The organism is Collinsella ureilytica, from assembly GCF_019795105.1.
Classification (GTDB): Bacteria; Actinomycetota; Coriobacteriia; order Coriobacteriales; family Coriobacteriaceae; genus Collinsella; species Collinsella ureilytica.
Genome location: NZ_JAIMFO010000004.1, coordinates 356695 through 373313, shown reverse-complemented (window position 1 = coordinate 373313; position 16619 = coordinate 356695). Strand labels below are relative to the sequence as shown.

Annotated in this window: 13 protein-coding genes; 11 read left to right on the top strand and 2 right to left on the bottom strand. The window is 53.6% G+C overall.

Annotation, left to right across the window (positions count from 1 at the left end; genetic code table 11):
* The first annotated feature begins 225 nt into the window (after positions 1 to 225).
* A complete protein-coding gene (locus K6V98_RS01710; protein WP_222198801.1) occupies positions 226 to 1554 on the top strand; it encodes a hypothetical protein in 1329 nt (442 codons plus the stop codon).
* Positions 1555 to 2045: 491 nt separating this feature from the next.
* Here K6V98_RS01710 and K6V98_RS01705 read toward each other — a convergent pair whose 3' ends face one another.
* Positions 2046 to 2903, bottom strand: coding sequence for a MurR/RpiR family transcriptional regulator (locus tag K6V98_RS01705; RefSeq protein ID WP_222198800.1), 858 nt, complete (start codon positions 2901 to 2903; stop codon positions 2046 to 2048).
* A gap of 619 nt (positions 2904 to 3522) precedes the next feature.
* Between K6V98_RS01705 and K6V98_RS01700 the strand changes: the two genes are divergently transcribed.
* The 4 genes from K6V98_RS01700 to K6V98_RS01685 all read left to right on the top strand — a co-directional run bounded on the left by K6V98_RS01700 (position 3523) and on the right by K6V98_RS01685 (position 10411).
* Positions 3523 to 5082, top strand: a complete 1560-nt coding sequence (locus K6V98_RS01700; RefSeq protein ID WP_222198798.1) for a PTS transporter subunit EIIC — start codon at positions 3523 to 3525, stop codon at positions 5080 to 5082.
* A 261-nt stretch (positions 5083 to 5343) separates the two neighbouring features.
* Positions 5344 to 6672 (top strand): 6-phospho-alpha-glucosidase, encoded by a 1329-nt coding sequence (locus K6V98_RS01695; protein WP_222198797.1) that lies wholly within the window; start codon positions 5344 to 5346, stop codon positions 6670 to 6672.
* Between the two features lie 529 nt (positions 6673 to 7201).
* Positions 7202 to 9106 carry a DEAD/DEAH box helicase gene (locus tag K6V98_RS01690; protein ID WP_222198796.1) on the top strand — a complete coding sequence of 635 codons (1905 nt, stop codon included), beginning with the start codon at positions 7202 to 7204 and terminating at the stop codon, positions 9104 to 9106.
* Between the two features lie 18 nt (positions 9107 to 9124).
* The gene (locus K6V98_RS01685; protein WP_222198795.1) at positions 9125 to 10411 is read left to right on the top strand and encodes a CPBP family intramembrane glutamic endopeptidase; all 1287 of its coding nucleotides are present in this window, start codon (positions 9125 to 9127) and stop codon (positions 10409 to 10411) included.
* On the opposite strand, the gene K6V98_RS01680 is transcribed toward K6V98_RS01685, so the two are convergent.
* Positions 10394 to 10738, bottom strand: coding sequence for an MFS transporter (locus K6V98_RS01680; protein ID WP_222198792.1), 345 nt, complete (start codon positions 10736 to 10738; stop codon positions 10394 to 10396). The two genes, K6V98_RS01685 and K6V98_RS01680, sit on opposite strands and share 18 nt — an antisense overlap.
* 231 nt (positions 10739 to 10969) lie before the next feature.
* On the opposite strand from K6V98_RS01680, the gene K6V98_RS01675 reads away from it, so the two are divergent.
* The 6 genes from K6V98_RS01675 to murJ all read left to right on the top strand — a co-directional run bounded on the left by K6V98_RS01675 (position 10970) and on the right by murJ (position 16482).
* Positions 10970 to 12559 (top strand): threonine/serine exporter family protein, encoded by a 1590-nt coding sequence (locus tag K6V98_RS01675; RefSeq protein WP_222198790.1) that lies wholly within the window; start codon positions 10970 to 10972, stop codon positions 12557 to 12559.
* Between the two features lie 149 nt (positions 12560 to 12708).
* A complete protein-coding gene (rnhA, locus tag K6V98_RS01670) occupies positions 12709 to 13206 on the top strand; it encodes a ribonuclease HI (protein WP_222198789.1) in 498 nt (165 codons plus the stop codon).
* 32 nt (positions 13207 to 13238) lie between these two features.
* Positions 13239 to 13640, top strand: coding sequence for an acylphosphatase (locus K6V98_RS01665; protein ID WP_306792659.1), 402 nt, complete (start codon positions 13239 to 13241; stop codon positions 13638 to 13640).
* Between the two features lie 74 nt (positions 13641 to 13714).
* Positions 13715 to 13846 carry a hypothetical protein gene (locus K6V98_RS08655; RefSeq protein WP_306792658.1) on the top strand — a complete coding sequence of 44 codons (132 nt, stop codon included), beginning with the start codon at positions 13715 to 13717 and terminating at the stop codon, positions 13844 to 13846.
* Positions 13847 to 14008: 162 nt separating this feature from the next.
* The gene (gene ybaK / locus K6V98_RS01660; protein WP_222198788.1) at positions 14009 to 14500 is read left to right on the top strand and encodes a Cys-tRNA(Pro) deacylase; all 492 of its coding nucleotides are present in this window, start codon (positions 14009 to 14011) and stop codon (positions 14498 to 14500) included.
* Entirely contained in the window at positions 14497 to 16482 is a 1986-nt protein-coding gene (gene murJ, locus K6V98_RS01655; RefSeq protein ID WP_306792657.1) for a murein biosynthesis integral membrane protein MurJ, read from the top strand. The genes ybaK and murJ overlap by 4 nt, the downstream gene beginning before the upstream one ends.
* Positions 16483 to 16619: the final 137 nt, after the last annotated feature.

Genomic DNA, 16619 nt, shown 5'->3' with positions numbered 1-16619 from the left:
TACAATTCTGCGGTGGGTTGGTACGGTGATCTAACGATTCTTGAGATTGGGAGCGCCAATGAACTTCTGACGCCGTCTTATGCGAGCCTTTACTGCAACGTTGAGCGTTGTTGTGAGTCTTGCTTTGCTCATGCCGCCACATGCCCATGCAGCAGCTATCTTGCTATGAACATGGAAGTGGGGGCTGCACTAAACGCGCAGTTTCGTTACGAGAAGCAGCTGGATATGACCAACGCGCCAGATCGTACGCAGATTCCTGATGTCTCGTTTAGCTATACGATTCGGCCTGCAAAAGAAGGCGAGCTGGGTGTAGGCGATGTGTATCCGAGTCCGGTAGATGATGACTTCTTCACGGTACGCATCCACTCAGGAGTTTTGCCCGACAAGAAAGCCTCCATGCCCTTCTCAAAGATTCGCTTCCGCCCAAATGCTCAGTATTGGCCCGAGCTTACTACCCTCATGGATATGCCGGAGCGTAATTTGCAGTATTACGATCCTGAGGCGGACTTTATTTCGAGTAACGACCGTACATACAGGGTCATGCATTACATCTTCAATAACTGTTGGGGAGAGATTCGTACGTCACTCAGGAACGCTCTCTATTATGTTGATACGCCTTCTGAGTCTTCCCAGCCACATGAGGCAGCCCCTGTTGCAACAGCTTGGCTAAAGAATATGCTTCCGAGCATTGCTTATTTTTCAAGTGATTGGCCTCCATCGTCTCCCAAGATAGTCGAGCGCGAAGATGGCTACTTTACCTATGATTTCTCTGAAGCACATACCTTCCAGTCAAAGAAAGATTTACGCTCTGAGCCTTGGCCGTTGGATTTGATCCAGAAGTATGATTTTGTTGCTCAGGTGGAGTCCACGTTTCAGGCATATGCAATTCGTGCTCCATACCTCACGCGCAAAACGGTAGAGGCAATAACAGGAGAGCTTGTCTCCATTGCTCGGCCACTCTTTTCTCCTGAGGAATATGATGCCTTTTGTGAAATGATCCCTCCTGAGGTACAGGCACTTCAGGATCAAGATCCCACACTGAATGGTCCGGGGACTGCGGTCTACCGTTATGTGTTAACTGAGGATCAGGTGCCCGAGGGCTTTGAGGAGAATACACAGCAGCTCATCGTGGACTATAAGATGTCTGTGATGGGCGCTCATCAAGTGCTGATTTTTGAATCGCCTGAGGCAGCAAAAGCTTATTACGCTGCTGAGGCTAAGTCTTTTTCAGCGGAAGTGTTCCTGCTCAGTTCCCGCCTGAAGTGCCGCACGCTGCGTTTAAGAATGCGTATAAGAAGCAGCCTGAGCCTGAGACTCCTCACGAGCCGAACGATCCCAATGACCCGAACGATCCGGGTGAGGATCCAAATAGACCCAACGACTCCAACGATCCGGGCAATGATCCAAACAGACCCAACGACCCCAATGACCCGGGTAATGATCCAAACAGACCCAAGAATCCAAATGACCCCAACGATCCGAGTGGAGACCCGAACAAGCCGCCCAAGCCCAAGAAGCGTCGTCATCCGCGTCTGCCAAAAACTGCCGATATGAGTGTTGTACTTATACCTGCATTTGGTTCGGCTGGCATGGCGCTTGCGTATGTGGGTATGAAGCGTCGGCGCTGCCAGGTGGAGGACTCAGAGCGATAAGCGGAGCATCGCATGAGCTAGGATCTACTGAGTAGTCGCTGGTCGCCATGAGCAGCGTCAGCTGCGTGGTTGCTGGTTCATTTAGGCTTAACGTCAGCTCAGTCATTGCTGTGGCATTGCATGATGCAAGGAGGCTGGAAGCACATCGCTTCTGGCCTTCTTGCTGAAGATTCCGGGGTGAGTGAGCATCTACTACTCCACCGAAGCTCGTGAAGGTATTTCCCTAGAGGCTCCGGGACGAGTGCATCAACCACCTCACTGATGCCCGTGAAGATGTTTTGCTGAGGACTTCGAAGCAAGCCAGGATCTAGAGCATCAACGAAGTTCATGCAGAATTTTCGCTGAAGGGCTTCCTGCCGCACCGACATCTACAATCTCTGCGAGCGCTTCCGCCTATATCTCAACAAAGCTCTTAAAGATGTACTGGTCTGTTTCGCGTTTGCGTCGATAGTTTTCTTGATAGTCGTGCGTGAAGATCTCGGAATAGATAATCTGCAACACATAGGTGAATGAAATGAGCGAGGAGTAGTTGGAGACCTTGCCAACAACGCGCTCGCTTTTGGGAACGGTAAGAACAAAGCTCGCTTGCTTTGCTAGCCTGCAATCTGGTGAGGCTGTGATGAGCGCAATGGGCACACCCGATGCCTTCAGCTCTTGAGCAAATACCTCGTAGTCGCGGTGAACGCCACTGTATGAAAGAAATATCGCCAGGTCATTGACGGTGCAGTTTGAGGTGTAGGCCAAGGCCATGCCGCCTTCATCGGCCATCAAACAATAGTGTCCAATTTTTGCCATGCTGTTTTTAAATACGCAGCCAGACAGATAGCTCTCACCCTTGCCAAAAATATAGATCTGTTGCGCCTTGAGCGCGGCGTCGGCAATCTGTTTCACCATGTGGTTATCAAGATCCATCTTGGTCTCGTCAATGGTGCCTTTCAGCATGGCGGACAGGTTTGTCTTGATGGTCTCGATGGTGTCAGCGTCATTAAAGGGGCGGTTGCGGTCGATCGTAGCGCTCAGCAAATAGTCGCTCCCGATCTCTTTCATGAGCCGCAAAATGAATTCTCGAAAGCCACCATAGCCGAGCTTTTTGCAAAATCTGATGATGGTGCCCTTTGAGGTATATGTCTCGTGGGCAAGCTTGGTAATGGTGAGTTCATGCAGCTCACTCGTGTTGTTTAACAGATACTGCGCAATCGAGCGATCCGTTTCACTTAAATTTGAGCTGTTTCTCAGCGTTTCTAAGATCATGGCTTCCCCTCAGCCGTTTGAAAAAGAACCGAGCATCCACATACGGGCGGTGTGCGAAGAATGGCAGGCGGTGTTGGTGGCAGAACGAAACATGCATCTATCAAGAGCATCTAGACGGTACCGCAGAGAAACGCATGGGGCAAATGATCAGCTTGTCTTTTACGTTTCTTGCTGCCCATACGGGGTCTGAACCATGAAGCGCCTCGCATGAAGCGCGTCCGTGCATTGTAGCGTGCGGCCATTGGTGAAGCTATGCTCGTTTGCAGGCCAGCGCTTGATGCTTTCCGCCTGATCGCCCCGATGCTCGCCGCTGCTGAAGAGCCCTCATTTGCCAGACATGCCTCCTCTGCAGTACGGAATCGTAGGATGCGGCCATCGGTGCGCCTACGCCTGCCGTATGGATTTGACGTTTACCGAAATGGGAAAAAGGTTCGCTTTTCCGTGTGCTTTGAGCCTCATGTCAAGAATCTTGATCCAGACTCAGGTCTTCTTACCTCGGGAGTATCTATGGTGAAGACAAGATTGCGCTCGTAGCCCTTTGAGCTGGCCGGCACGCTTTGAGGGTCGCGCAAGCGTCTGTCTGAAAGACAGGTGTCAATCGTTCAAGGCAGGGGAGAAGATGAAAAAGATTAAAGCGGCTTTTCAATCATTTGGACACGTGATTGTAGATCCGGTCTTGTATGTCGCAGCTTCGGGGTTGTTGCTTGCTATAGCAACCGTTTGCTCGTTGGGAGGTGGTGCTGTTGCTGATTTTGGCACGCTGCTTTCGGCTGCCACGAACTCTGCCGTAATCGGCAACCTTTCGGTGATTTTTGCCGTGGGTCTTACTGCGGGCTTTGCAAAAAAGCAAAAGGCGAATGCCGCAGTATATGGCCTCATCTGCTATTTGATGTTTCTGTATGTCAATAACGCGTACCTAACACTCACCAAGCAGCTTGCTGAGGCCGGCGAGATGGGGCTTTTTGGAACCGGTCAAGCAATGGTATTGGGACTCCAGGTCACCGACATCAATGTGTTTGGCGGCATTATCGTTGGCTGCTTGAGCGGTTGGGTCTATAACAAGCTCATTGATGTGAATGTGCCTGAGGTTGCGCGCATTTATGGTGGCCCGCGCTTGGCGCTGCTTGCGATGACTCTTGTTTCTATTGTATTTGCACTCGTAGTAACCATCGTCTGGCCTCCTGTGGCAGAGACTATCAATCATGCTTCGGTCTTTATTAACGCATCGGGCGGTTTAGGCCAGTTCATCTACAGCTTTTTGAATCGCGCTCTGATTCCGGTGGGTCTGCACCACTTTATGTGGATGCCATTTGACTACACGGCCATTGGAGGTACGGCGATTGTTGCCGGTGAGAGCTATTCGGGCGCAGCGAATATCTTCTTTGCAGAACTGCCCCATATTGCAAGCGGCGCGATTACCACGATTAACGATTCCGTACGTTTTGCCATGTTTGGCTTTGGCAAGGAGTTTTTGAGCTTGGGCGCTGCCTTGGCCATTGTGTATAACGCACGTACCGAGAACAAAAAAGCCATTATGGCCATGATTGTTCCTCTCTATGTCAGCGCCATGCTTTCGGGCATCACCGAGCCGCTCGATTTCATCCTGCTCTTCGCCTCACCGGCGCTGTTTATGGTGTACAGCCTGTTTTATGGCTTGAGTGAAACGCTGCTCTATCTCTTTGGAGTGCGGCTGTTCAATATCTTTGGCGGTATCGAGCTCATTACGGTAAACATTGCGCTGCCGTGGGGAGTTACTAAGTTCCCACTCTATATAGGCCTAGGCGTGGTGTTTGCGATCGTATCAGCTGTCGTGTTCACCGTGATGATTCGGAAGATGAATATCATGACACCTGGGCGAGCCAAAGACTGGGCAGCTGAGGTTGACGGTGATGCATCTCAAACGATGCCGGTCGCAACCATTACCTCTTCTGAGCAAAATGAGATTGCAACCACCATTATTGATGGCCTTGGCGGAGCAGAAAATATTACGTCGCTTGGTTGTTGCATGACGAGGCTGCGCGTTGAGGTGAAAAACCCCGAGCTGGTAAGCCAGGACACGATTAAAAAGGCTATTGACAAGGGTCTCTTTGTCAACGGAACAAACGTGCAGATTGTTGTTGGCATGGACGTGCATGAATGGTACGACATGTTACGACCCATCTTGCGCCTTGAAGACTAAGTGCGAGCGCTTGGCATGCCCAAGCGGTGTCCGACTGGTATGGACAAGCGCGGCACATGCCTAGCAGCCACGTGTTTACAGGGTGTGTCGAGCTCTGTCGGACAGAGGCTAGCAGCTCCAAGCACAACCGACACCGCCGCTGAGCGTACCTGAGAGGTTTCGAGTCCAAAGATCGCAAGAGTCGTATGCAGTGAGGTACCGACGGCAAGCGTACATGAAAGATATCGAACGAGAAGATCTATGAAGAAAGGAAGTAGCAGCATGAAGGATTTTAAAATCGTTATCTGCGGAGGCGGCAGCACCTATACGGCCGGTATTGTAAAAGACCTGCTGGATCAGAGCCACGAGCTTAAGATTCGTGAACTGTGGCTCTACGATATTGATGAGGAGCGCCAAAACAAAGTTGCCGTTGTTGTACAAGCAGTCGTGGCTCAGTTTGCTCCCGATCTGGATGTGCGTGTTACGACCGATCCTGCTGAGGCTTTTTCTGGGGCGAATTTCATTATGGCTCAGATGCGCGTAGGCGGTCTTGAGATGCGCGTGAGCGATGAAGTGACCTGCTTAAAGCATGGAGTGGTTGGCCAGGAGACCTGTGGCGCTGGTGGTATGGCCTATGGCATGCGTACGATTTATCCCATGTGCCAGCTGGTAGATTACTGTGAGGAATATGCAGCCCCTGATTATTGGATTGTGAATTATTCCAACCCGGCAGCCATTGTTGCCAAGGCTATGCATAAGCTCCGCCCCAACGCGCGCATTCTTGATATCTGTGACATGCCCGTAGAAATTGAGGCTCGTATGGCTGAGATTTTGGGCTGTGAGCTCGACGATATTGAAGTTGACTATTTTGGCCTGAATCACTTTGGCTGGTTCACCAGCGTGCGCTGCAAGGGCGAAGATGTGACCGATAAACTCAAAGCGCATGTGCGCACGTATGGCTATATTTCTGAGGCCAGCTTGAACGATTCGCTGGTGAAAGATCCTGACTGGCAGCATACCTTTGAGAACTCGGCAACGATTTCAACGCTGTTCCAAGACTATCTGCCCAATACCTACTACCAGTATTATTTGATGCCCGATAGCTGCGTGGAATACATGGATATCAATAATACGCGTGGTATGCAGGTTATCAACGGGCGTGAGAAGCGTATGTTTGCTGCATCTGAAGCGCTGCAGCGTGGGGAAGACGTTGACCTGACGCAGTTTTATGTAGGCGTGCATGGACGCTTCATTGTTGATGTGGTGAAATCACTGGCACTCGATTTGCGCCATCGTCATTTGGTGATCGTTCCCAACAACGGCATCATCGAGAACCTGTCTGATGATGCAACGGTTGAGGTGCCGGCATATATTACGGATCGAGGGCCTGAGCCGGTGCGTGTAGGTACCATTCCACGCTTTTATAAGGGTCTGATTGAGAATCAAGATGCCTGCGAGGGACTCATTGTTGAGGCGGTAATTGAGGGGTCCTATCAAAAGGCGCTGCAGGCCTTTACGCTCAACCGCACCATTCCTTCGGCAACGGTTGCAAAAGCCTTGCTTGATGATTTGATTGAGCAAAATAAGGGCTATTGGCCAGAGTTGAAGTAGCTGTTGTAGCAGGAGCTGGCCGTGCAGGTGTCTGCTTGTAAGATAAGCGGTTGGTTCATACGCATATAGCAGGCACTGGCAAAATCGTGCAGAGCCCAAGCATCACCGTCGTGGTGCTTGGGTTTTTGCATACCGATAGCTCGCCGATGTAGAGCATGGGAAGTGCGGGCGTTACTTGCGTTGTTCAAGGCTATAGCTGGGAGCCATATCTCAGGTATGGGGAGCAGCGCCGTGGTGCTTGGGTTTTCGTAAGGCTATAGCTGGGAACGACATGTTGGAGTATGCACAGCTCGGTTGAGGCTTGCGTGTGAATCTCAACGGATATATAGTTGCCCACCGTTCTTCCCGTATACTTTTTCTTGGGAAGCGCCTCAACAAATGAGCTGCTTCGAGCGCACGCGCCACCTCACGTCCCGTCGCAGAAGCGCTCACCTGCCTTGTTTGCTAGGCAGCTCTCAGTGAACGAACGCGGGAATTTGAGCGGGTAGCCGCTGGGGACGTGCCGCGTGGAACAGGAAAGTACGCATTTATGAACCAAATTGACGCGCCGCAAGCCCTCGCCTTCTCCGAGCTTGGCCTTTCTGCGGCCATGCTCGCTGCAGTACAAGACATGGGTTACGAGCGCCCTACGCCGGTACAGGCCGCCTCAATTCCTGAGGTTCTTGCTGGCCGTGATCTTTTAGCAGCCGCACAAACGGGCACCGGCAAGACCGCTGCGTTTTTGCTGCCAACGCTTGATCGCCTGCCCCAGATTCGCGCAAAGCGAGGTCAACGACGAGTACATGGAGCAGGGCCTCGCATGTTGGTGATTACGCCTACGCGAGAACTTGCTCAGCAGATTGATGGGGTCTGTCGGCAGATTTCAGCACACACGGGTCATCGTGCACTCACGGTAGTTGGTGGCGTTTCGTACAATCCACAGCGGAGCGCCTTACAACGCGGCTGTGATGTGCTCATTGCCACGCCTGGTCGGCTAGAAGATCTCATCCAACAAGGAGCTGCCAACTTAGATGAGGTGCAGGTACTGGTGCTTGACGAGGCAGATCGCATGCTCGATATGGGCTTTTTGCCCACGGTTCGCCGTATTGTGAAAACGACTCCAGATGATCGTCAGACCCTCTTGTTTTCTGCAACCCTTGATGATGCGGCAGTCGGCTCAATTACCGATCTGGTACGCGAGCCTGCGCGGGTAGAAATCGCTCCGGCAACCTCTACGGCAGAAACGGTTGATCAGTATGTGTTGCCGGTTTCGCTCGAGGCAAAAAATGGCCTGATTACGCAGGTATTGCATGAGTTTGGTGCCAGCCACGTTATTGTCTTTTGTAGAACTAAGCGCCGTGCAGATACGGTGTGCCGTCGTCTTTCGCGATCGGGTTTTTCTGCCGCAGCAATCCATGGAGACCGGAGCCAAGCCCAGCGTGAGCGCGCACTTCGGGCATTTCGCGATGGCCGGGTCGATGTGTTGGTAGCAACCGATGTCTTGGCGCGCGGTATTGATGTGTCTGATGTGAGCTATGTCATTAACTTTGATGTACCCGAGGAGCCGGTTGACTATATTCACCGGATTGGCCGTACTGGTCGTGCTGGTGAGGAGGGCTGGTCGGTTACGTTTGTAACTGAGCAGGATATAGAGGACTTTTTTGATATCGAAGCACTCATGGGAAAAACGGCAGATCTCTTCTCTTTGGAAGATCGTGCTCGTTTGAATTTGGGCGAGCATCCGGTCTTTGTGGATCCGGCTCGTGTGCCTCGCGATCGTGTTGCGAGCAAGCAAGAAAAGAAACGACGCCGCGATCGTATTGCACGTAAGCTTGCAGCAAAATACGGTGATGATCTACCAGCAGGCGTGCACCGTCGAGTCGCCGGCTCTCGCAAACATATTGGCAAAAAGGATGGCGGAGCCTCCGTTTCCCAGGCGAGTTCTCGGCATCGCCGCGTGTCAGATGAGGAACTGGCAGAAGCTTCGAAGCCCTCTCGCCGCAAGCGCTCAGGTCGTGTGCGGGTACGTGAAGAGGAGCCACGTCGCTCACGTGAGCGTGGCGCGAGTGTTGATGATCGCGCTGCGGCAAAAGAGCGTATAGGCCGTTCACGGCAAAGAGCTGGTCAAAAGAACCGTCGCGTGAGCGAGCAAGCGCCATATGAGCGGGGGAGTCTGAACTCGCACACCTCGCGGCATCGCGCTAAGAACCGCTTTACACACACGAGTGAGGATCAAGGTTCGGGCAAGCGTTCCCACAAAGGTTCTAACCGGCGTGGTGACAATTCCAGCAGGGGCGCTGAGCGTAGAGGATCCCATGATTGGCGAAACCACGATGCCCCTGATGAGCGGCGCGGACGTCGCGGTGGATCTCCCTCTCAAGCAGCTCAGACTCCTACGCGCCGCAAACGATTGGGGCGGCGTCCGGGTGATGGAGGCGGCAGTGGTCGGCGCTAGATAAGGGGATTTGCTCAGATGGATGAAAGAGATCAGGAGTGCACGTCCGTTTTACAAGAGTCGCGCGAGCAGACTGGTGCTCCACGTATACCGGGTGCACCTGTGCCGCCGGGCACGTCGCTGCCGACAGGCAAACCGATACCTCAGGGTGTATCAGTGTCGCAGGGTGTGCCAGTGCCGTCGGACACCGCGCAGCCGTCGGGTGCACCGGTACCACCGGCAGCACCGATCCCGTCACACATTCCTATGCTGCCGGGTACACCCGTGCCGCCGGGCGCATCAGTACCGTCGGACACCCCGGTTGCTCGTCAGCCGAGCCGGGGAATCATGCCAGCAATTGGTTGGTTTATGGTGGCGCTTTTGATGCCCATTGGCCTGTTTGTACTCATGATGGTCGGCGCGATTGCTGCGTTTACTGCTGAGTCCTTTGCAACAAATATTGATCCGAACCTGCTCGCAGTATCCCCCGATCTGCTGCTTCGGGCGGATATCTGCGGTCAGCTGCTCGTTGCGTGCGTTGGGGTTCCGATCTGGCTTGCTATCCGTCGAAAAACCAATGTGGCTCGCCGTCGTACTCAGAGGTGCAAAGGCGCTGGCTTGCGCACGGCGGGTTTGATTCTTCTTGCCGGTCTTGCCCTGCAGATGCTATTAAGCATTGCTCTCAATTGGGTTTTGAGTTTTCTGCCCGAGCTTGCAGGTGAGTACATGGAGCATATGGAAGCGGCTGGTGTAGGTGAGTTCTCGGCACTTTCTCTGCTGACGGTTGCCATACTTGCACCTCTTATTGAGGAGGTAGCCTGCCGTGGCTTGATGTTTGAGTTTTTGCTGAGATCGTTTACCGCACTTCCTTGGGGACGTGCGCGTGTAGCTGCAAAGCAAGTCGTGGAGCCTGCCATGCCCGAGGTGGCACCCACCGTTGAGCAGGGCGCAGCCCAGCGTGCAACTCTCGAGCCAGAGGACGTGCGCGTGTCCCGACCTGCACTCATCGTGGCAATCGTGCTCCAGGGCTTAGCCTTTGGTGCGATGCATTTAAACCTGGTTCAGATTGCGTACGCATTTCCCATGGGAGTCTTGTTGGCCTGGGTACTCTGGCAAACGGGGAGCCTGTGGGCGTGCATCGGCCTTCATTTTGCGGTCAATGCGTCATCCTTTTTGATGGAGCCACTTTTGGGTTCGATGAACGGGTTTACCGTGGCGCTCTTGCTTGCATGCGCGGCCGCTGTCTTTGTTTACTGCATCCGAGCGCTGAATAGCACAGCTCTTCCTGTACGTGATGGCTCGGCAGATTCAAAAGCGACAGTCTAGAAACGCGCATACGATACACGATCGGCAGCCTGGATGTAGGCTGCCGGGCAGCGTGGTGAGGCCAACAAAGGTCAGCGCGACGCCGACGACGGTTGCGGCAAGCGAGCTCACGAGTTTATCTACAAACGAGAAGAGTGTGCCAATAATGCCTGGAGCGTAGTTGCCTGAGCGGAACATCTCATAGTCAGATACATCTGCCACCATAGGAATGGCCATATCTGCCGTTGAATAGTAGGCACCATAGCCCAAGCCATAGAGCACAATAAAGGCCACGGTATAGGGATTGAGCGTGATGTTGATGAGGTTGCCTATCTGATTTCGAGCCACCTGCACCTGCTCTTTGAGGAGTCTGCTGCGGTGATTCGCGCTTTCCGGATTATTTCTTGAATGACCGCTAAGCGCTGTTCGAACTTGGACGGGCTACTATGGTGAACATAAGGCATGAGTGCGCGATACGAGCATGTGGTTCGGGCACGTGGTTCGGGCGGGCAATTTGGGTACGTGGCTCGGACGGGTGGTTCGGGTAAGCGGTAGGCATACAGGGATGGCTGAAGCAACATGGATGAGGACACAAGACAGGCACGAGCAGCAGAGCGCGTCACATCTGCGTCCCAAGCAGGGCAAGGGTTACGCCTCTCTGGCTCTCCAAATAAGCGAGGAGCAGCTAACGATCGAGCGGCGAGTGATCGCCACGAGCGTACTCAGGTGCCGTCTCATACCGAAGACCACACCCCGCTTGCACCTACTGCCCTCGAGCGAAGCGCACAGCCTCCAGCTCGTAAAAAAAGTCGGCGTTCTCGCTTGGCTCATCCTCGCCCTCGCCGTGCGCGCAAGATTCCTCGCAATCACATGCGGATCCCCTGGGAAGAGGTTCTTGATGATCGCGATGTCTTGGCTGTCTCTGCTAGTATCGATGACAAGTCTTCTATTATCTGCCGGGCTGGTCTCTTAGTGCTTTCTGGTGGTGCGGGCGGCTGGCGCGTGCGCGATTGTATGAACGAGATTGCTCGCGTGTTGGGAGTGACCTGTCGAGTTGATGTGGGACTCACAACGATTGAGTGCACCTGTTTCGGCCAAGATCGTGAGATCTTCTCGGAAGGTGTTTCGCTTACCACGGCGGGTGTGAATACCGAGCGTCTCTGGCTTATGGAAGACTTGGTTCGCCGCATTAAGGCTCAGGGTCGCGAGTTTACGGTTGGGGAGTTCCATCGCCTGCTCGACGATATTGACCAGCGGGGGCATCTCTATAACACCTGGCAGGTGGCGCTGGCTTCTGCTTTTGCCTGCGGAGCCTTTGTGTTTTTGCTCGGTGGAGGTCCCATTGAGATGGCCTGCGCCTTTGCAGGAGCCGGTATTGGTAATTTCGTACGCCGAGCGATGACAAACCGCCGCCTTACCTTCTTTGCTGGTGTGGGTGCTTCGGTTGCTGCAGCCTGTCTTACGTATCTGGCCATGCTTGCAGGTATCAGCCTGGTAATTCCTGGAGCGATGGACCATGAGGCGGGCTATATCGGAGCTATGCTCTTTGTGATTCCCGGGTTTCCCCTGATTACGAGCGGGTTGGATCTAGCAAAGATCGATATGCGCAGTGGAATTGAGCGGCTCTGCCATGCAGGCTCAATCATTGTGTTTGCCACCTTGGTCGCTTGGTTGGTGGCGAGTATGGTGAGTCTTTCTCCCGATGATTTTGAACCGCTTGGACTTTCTTTTCCGGTACTCACAACTCTTCGAGTAGCTGCGAGCTTTATTGGTGTCTTGGGCTTTTCTATCATGTTTAACTCGCCGCTTAAGATGGCAATTGCAGCAGGGTCAATTGGCATGATCGCCAACGCCTTGCGACTTTCCTTGGTGGATGTTGTTTCGATGCCGCCTGAGGCTGCTGCCTTTGTGGGAGCGCTGACGGCGGGGTTGCTTGCCTCGGCAGTTGGCCTTCGTTATGGATTTCCGAGGATCTCAATCACCGTGCCTTCAATTGTGATTATGGTGCCTGGCCTGTATATGTACCGGGCTGTGTTTTGCATGGGCAATTTTCAGACCTTGCCTGCCATGGAGTGGGTACTGAGAGCCTTGATGATCGTCTTGTTTTTACCGATGGGATTAGGTGTGGCACGGGCGCTTACCGATCCTGCATGGCGGCAGAGTCTCTAGGCTCATACGTTTGATACGCGTGTTCGGCACGTGACTTGTGGGCGCGTGTGAGCCGGAGTGTAGCTCAAAGAGCACGACGCGACCCTTTTGCTTTGGATCACGAGCGACTGCGATAAGATGAGGCGAAAAGATTTGAGCTGGGGAGGCGTATGAAGGTCGAGGCGTATACCGATGGAGCGGCGCGGGGAAATCCAGGGCCTGGAGGCTATGGTGCCGTCCTCATCTATACAGCGCCTTCGGGCAAAGAGCACACCTTGGAGCTCTCAGGTGGCTATGAGCGCACCACCAATAATCGTATGGAAATCTTAGGTGTCGTCGCTGCCTTAGAAGCCTTAAATCGCCCGTGCGAGGTCACCATTCATTCAGATTCCCAGTATGTTGTGCGCGCCTTTACCGATCGATGGATTTCTGGCTGGATTGCGCGCGGATGGAAGACGGCTGCAAAAAAGCCGGTGAAAAACGTGGATCTTTGGCAGCGCCTGCTTGCTGCAAAAGAGCAGCACGACGTGAACTTTGTTTGGGTGAAAGGCCACGCCGGCAACGCCTTGAATGAGCGAGCAGATGAGCTTGCTACGATGGCTGCAGACTCAGATACACTCAAGGTTGATCAGGGGTTTGCAGATGCGGAGGAGCAGGGTCTTTGGTAGTGCCTGGGCGGCCAGGGCAGTGAGGAGGCGACATGGGTCTCTTTGATCGACTTCGTGCCATGTATAGCTCAGAGGGCAAGTCTGGTGGGGGAGCGGCTTCGATCAGTGCCTGCGAGCGCCAACTCATAGGCGAGCTTGAAAGTCGCCATGCTAAGCATGTACGCCTAGCTCTCATGTTTTCTGGCCGGGTGCAAGGCGTTGGTTTTCGGTGGACAAACCAGTCGCTTGCCCATGAGCGAGGCTTAGTGGGGTGGGCGCAAAACCTGCCCGATGGTCGGGTCTCGATGGAGATTGAAGGACGTGCCGATCGCATCGTGGATCATTTGAGTGCGCTCCACGCCGGATATCGTCACTTTGGTGCTCGCGTACACCTTGACTCCTATGAGTGGTTACGTACCGATGATCAGGCCACCAATTTTGATATTCGTTTTTAGTGAGGCGGCGCTGCTGCCGTGCTTGGGCTCGGCCGCGCGTAGTGACTCGGCTGCGCGTAGTGGCTCGATCGCGCTTGACGACGTTCGATGACGTGCTTGTGGGCATTGCCTCCGTGCTTGGTGACTCTGCCGTCATGCTTGGTGGTATTGCAGTCGCGCTTGGGACACTGGGCGTCGTTGCTGCCGTGCTTGGCGACGTTCGATGACGCGCTTGTGGGCATTGTCACCGTGCTTGGTGACTCTGCCGCTACAAGGAGTCTCAGCCCCGACCGCACATGAGCCTCTGTGCTCTTGGTAGGGGAGCGCTGGAAAAGCGATGCTTTGGTCGATCTCGGGCTAGAATGAGCTGAATGCGATTGGAGCTTTGCATGGCTGCCAAAGGGCTGAAAAAAACAAACGCAATGCGCGAGCTTGATCGCGCAGGTATCTCGTATGCAGTACATGAGTATGAGGTGGATGAGGATGATCTCTCAGGAACTCATGTTGCCACGATTTTGGGACAAGATCCCGCTCGCGTATTTAAAACGCTCGTGACTTCATCTCCCGATGGACACGCGGCCTGCTGTGTTCCGGTTGATCGGGAGCTGAATCTGAAGGCTGCTGCACGAGCTCTGCACGTGAAGTCTCTCACGATGCTTCCTTTGGCTGATCTGCTTTCGACTACGGGCTATGTGCGCGGTGGATGTTCTCCCATTGGTATGAAGCGACCCATGCCGCTGATCGTTGATACTGCCTGTAGAGCGTTTTCTACCATTATGATTTCTGGCGGATGCCGAGGCTTGCAAATAGAGGTTGGCGTCGATGATCTGCTTGCGTATACGCAAGGAGTTCTCGCAAAGATTGCTACGGAGGATCGATGAGGTCTGAACATGAGCCACGACCAGCAGGTGCCCGCTTTGCTCCCGAGAACGCTCGCCCGGATGAGACCTCGGTCTATCTCATGGCAGCAGCTAAGGCGCGGTTAGACGCCGCAGAGTCCGGGTCAACTCAACCTGTCCGTCCTGATGATACGGCTGTCTTTCTAGCTGCTGCATCTGGGCGACAGCACACCTCAGGATCCACGTACGATACGGCGGATATATCTGCTACCCCGCACCCTGGTGTGGCATCAGACCTTGAAGCAACATCTGCCTTTCTCATGGCAGCAGCATCACGTACCGCTCCGGCAGCAGAGTTACCTCCGCTCGCTCCAGAGATGACGGGAGAGATTCGCGAAGAGATTGCTGCAGAACCCGAGTCTGCCGTAGAGCGGGCTGATCGTTCGTCGAGTCTGGTGAGCATTCTGGTCATTATTAGCCGTGTTACCGGATTTTTGCGCATCTCCGCTCAAGCCTGGGCCATTGGCCTCACCATGCTTGCCAGCGTGTATACCCTCTCTGATCAGATGCCAAATGTTATGTATGAGCTGGTCATCGGCGGTATGCTCATTACCTCGTTTTTGCCCGTCTATATTCGCGTGCGTGAGCGCGCGGGCAGTGAGGGTGCAGCGCGTTACGCCTCTAACCTGCTATCTTTTGTATTTTTGGCCATGCTCATCCTGACGGTTCTGAGTTTTATCTTTGCGGCCCCCATCATCTGGACACAGTCTGCAGGAGCCTCAGAATCCTTTGATTTTGATCTGGCGGTCTGGCTTTTCCGCTGGTTTGCGGTCGAGATCATTCTCTATGCTCTCTCTTCCATCTTCTCGGGCGTCTTAAACGCCGAGCGCGATTACCTGTGGAGCAACGCCGCGCCAATCTTTAATAACCTCATTACCATTAGCTCGTTCATTATCTTTGGCGTGGTTACGCGCTTGGGCATGATGAGTGAGGCTCAAGCCATTATTATTTTGGCGATTGGCAATCCCTTAGGCGTCTTTGTACAGGCGTTTATTCAGCTACCGGCTCTTCGTCGCCATGGGGTAAAAATCCGTCCGTATATTGATTTTAAAGATCCGGCGCTCAAAGATACCTTTTCCATTGGCCTGCCAACCTTGGTGGTTACCCTGGTTGCCTATCCTACGACAGCGGTTATGTCGAGCAGTATTTTGCAGGTCAACGCTGCAGGATCAGCAATTTGGTACTACGCTCGCGTGTGGTATGCCCTGCCGTTTTCTATCTTTGCGATCCCGATTTCTATCACAATGTTCACCGAGCTTTCTATCCACCATGCAAAAGGCGAGCAGGGAGCCTTTATTTCAGGCATTGCACATGGTGCATCAAAGACCTTGTTTACGCTTATTCCGTTCAGCCTTTATTTCTTGGTGTTTTCTCCAGCTTTGATTGCGGTGATTGCGAGCAATTCATTTTCACCTGACGAGATTGCGATCACGAGTGGCTATCTTGCGGTTATGGGATTGACGCTGCCGTTTTATGGGTTGTCAAGCTATTTGCAAAAGGTATGCTCAGCCATGATGAGTATGCGTTTTTATGCACTTGCTACCTGCGTGGCGGCGGTTGTGCAGATCATCATTTGTATTCATCTCACGCCAGTTTTTGGTATGTATCTGGTTCCTTTGAGCTCGGTGGTCTACTACGTCATTATCGATATCGTGACCTTGATCAGGTTGCGCATGACCTTGGGAGCGCTGGGTTTACGTTCGGTTATGGTGTCGTGCATTCGCTCGCTTGGTTTTGGCGTGGCAGGAGCACTCGTGGGCTGGCTCATTACCCAGGGTGTAACGCTGGTGACAGGGCCTGCAACCAGCGTTATTTCGGGTGTGTTGCATGCAGCGCCGGCAGGCATCGCCTCGCTTTTGGTGACGTTTGGCCTCTCGTATGCGCTTGGTCTCTCGGATGCCCCCTTCTTTGACGCGCTCTTTTCTCGTTTCTCGCGCCGCGTGAGCCGCCGGGCGCGGGCGTGAGGGGCTGCGGGCGCTGGGGGAGCTGGGCACCGGGTGAGCTGGGCGCGATGCACCACACGCGAAAACGGGAGCCCACGCAAGAACGGGAGCCCACGCAAGAACGGGAGCCCACGCTAGAACGGAAGTCCACACAAGAA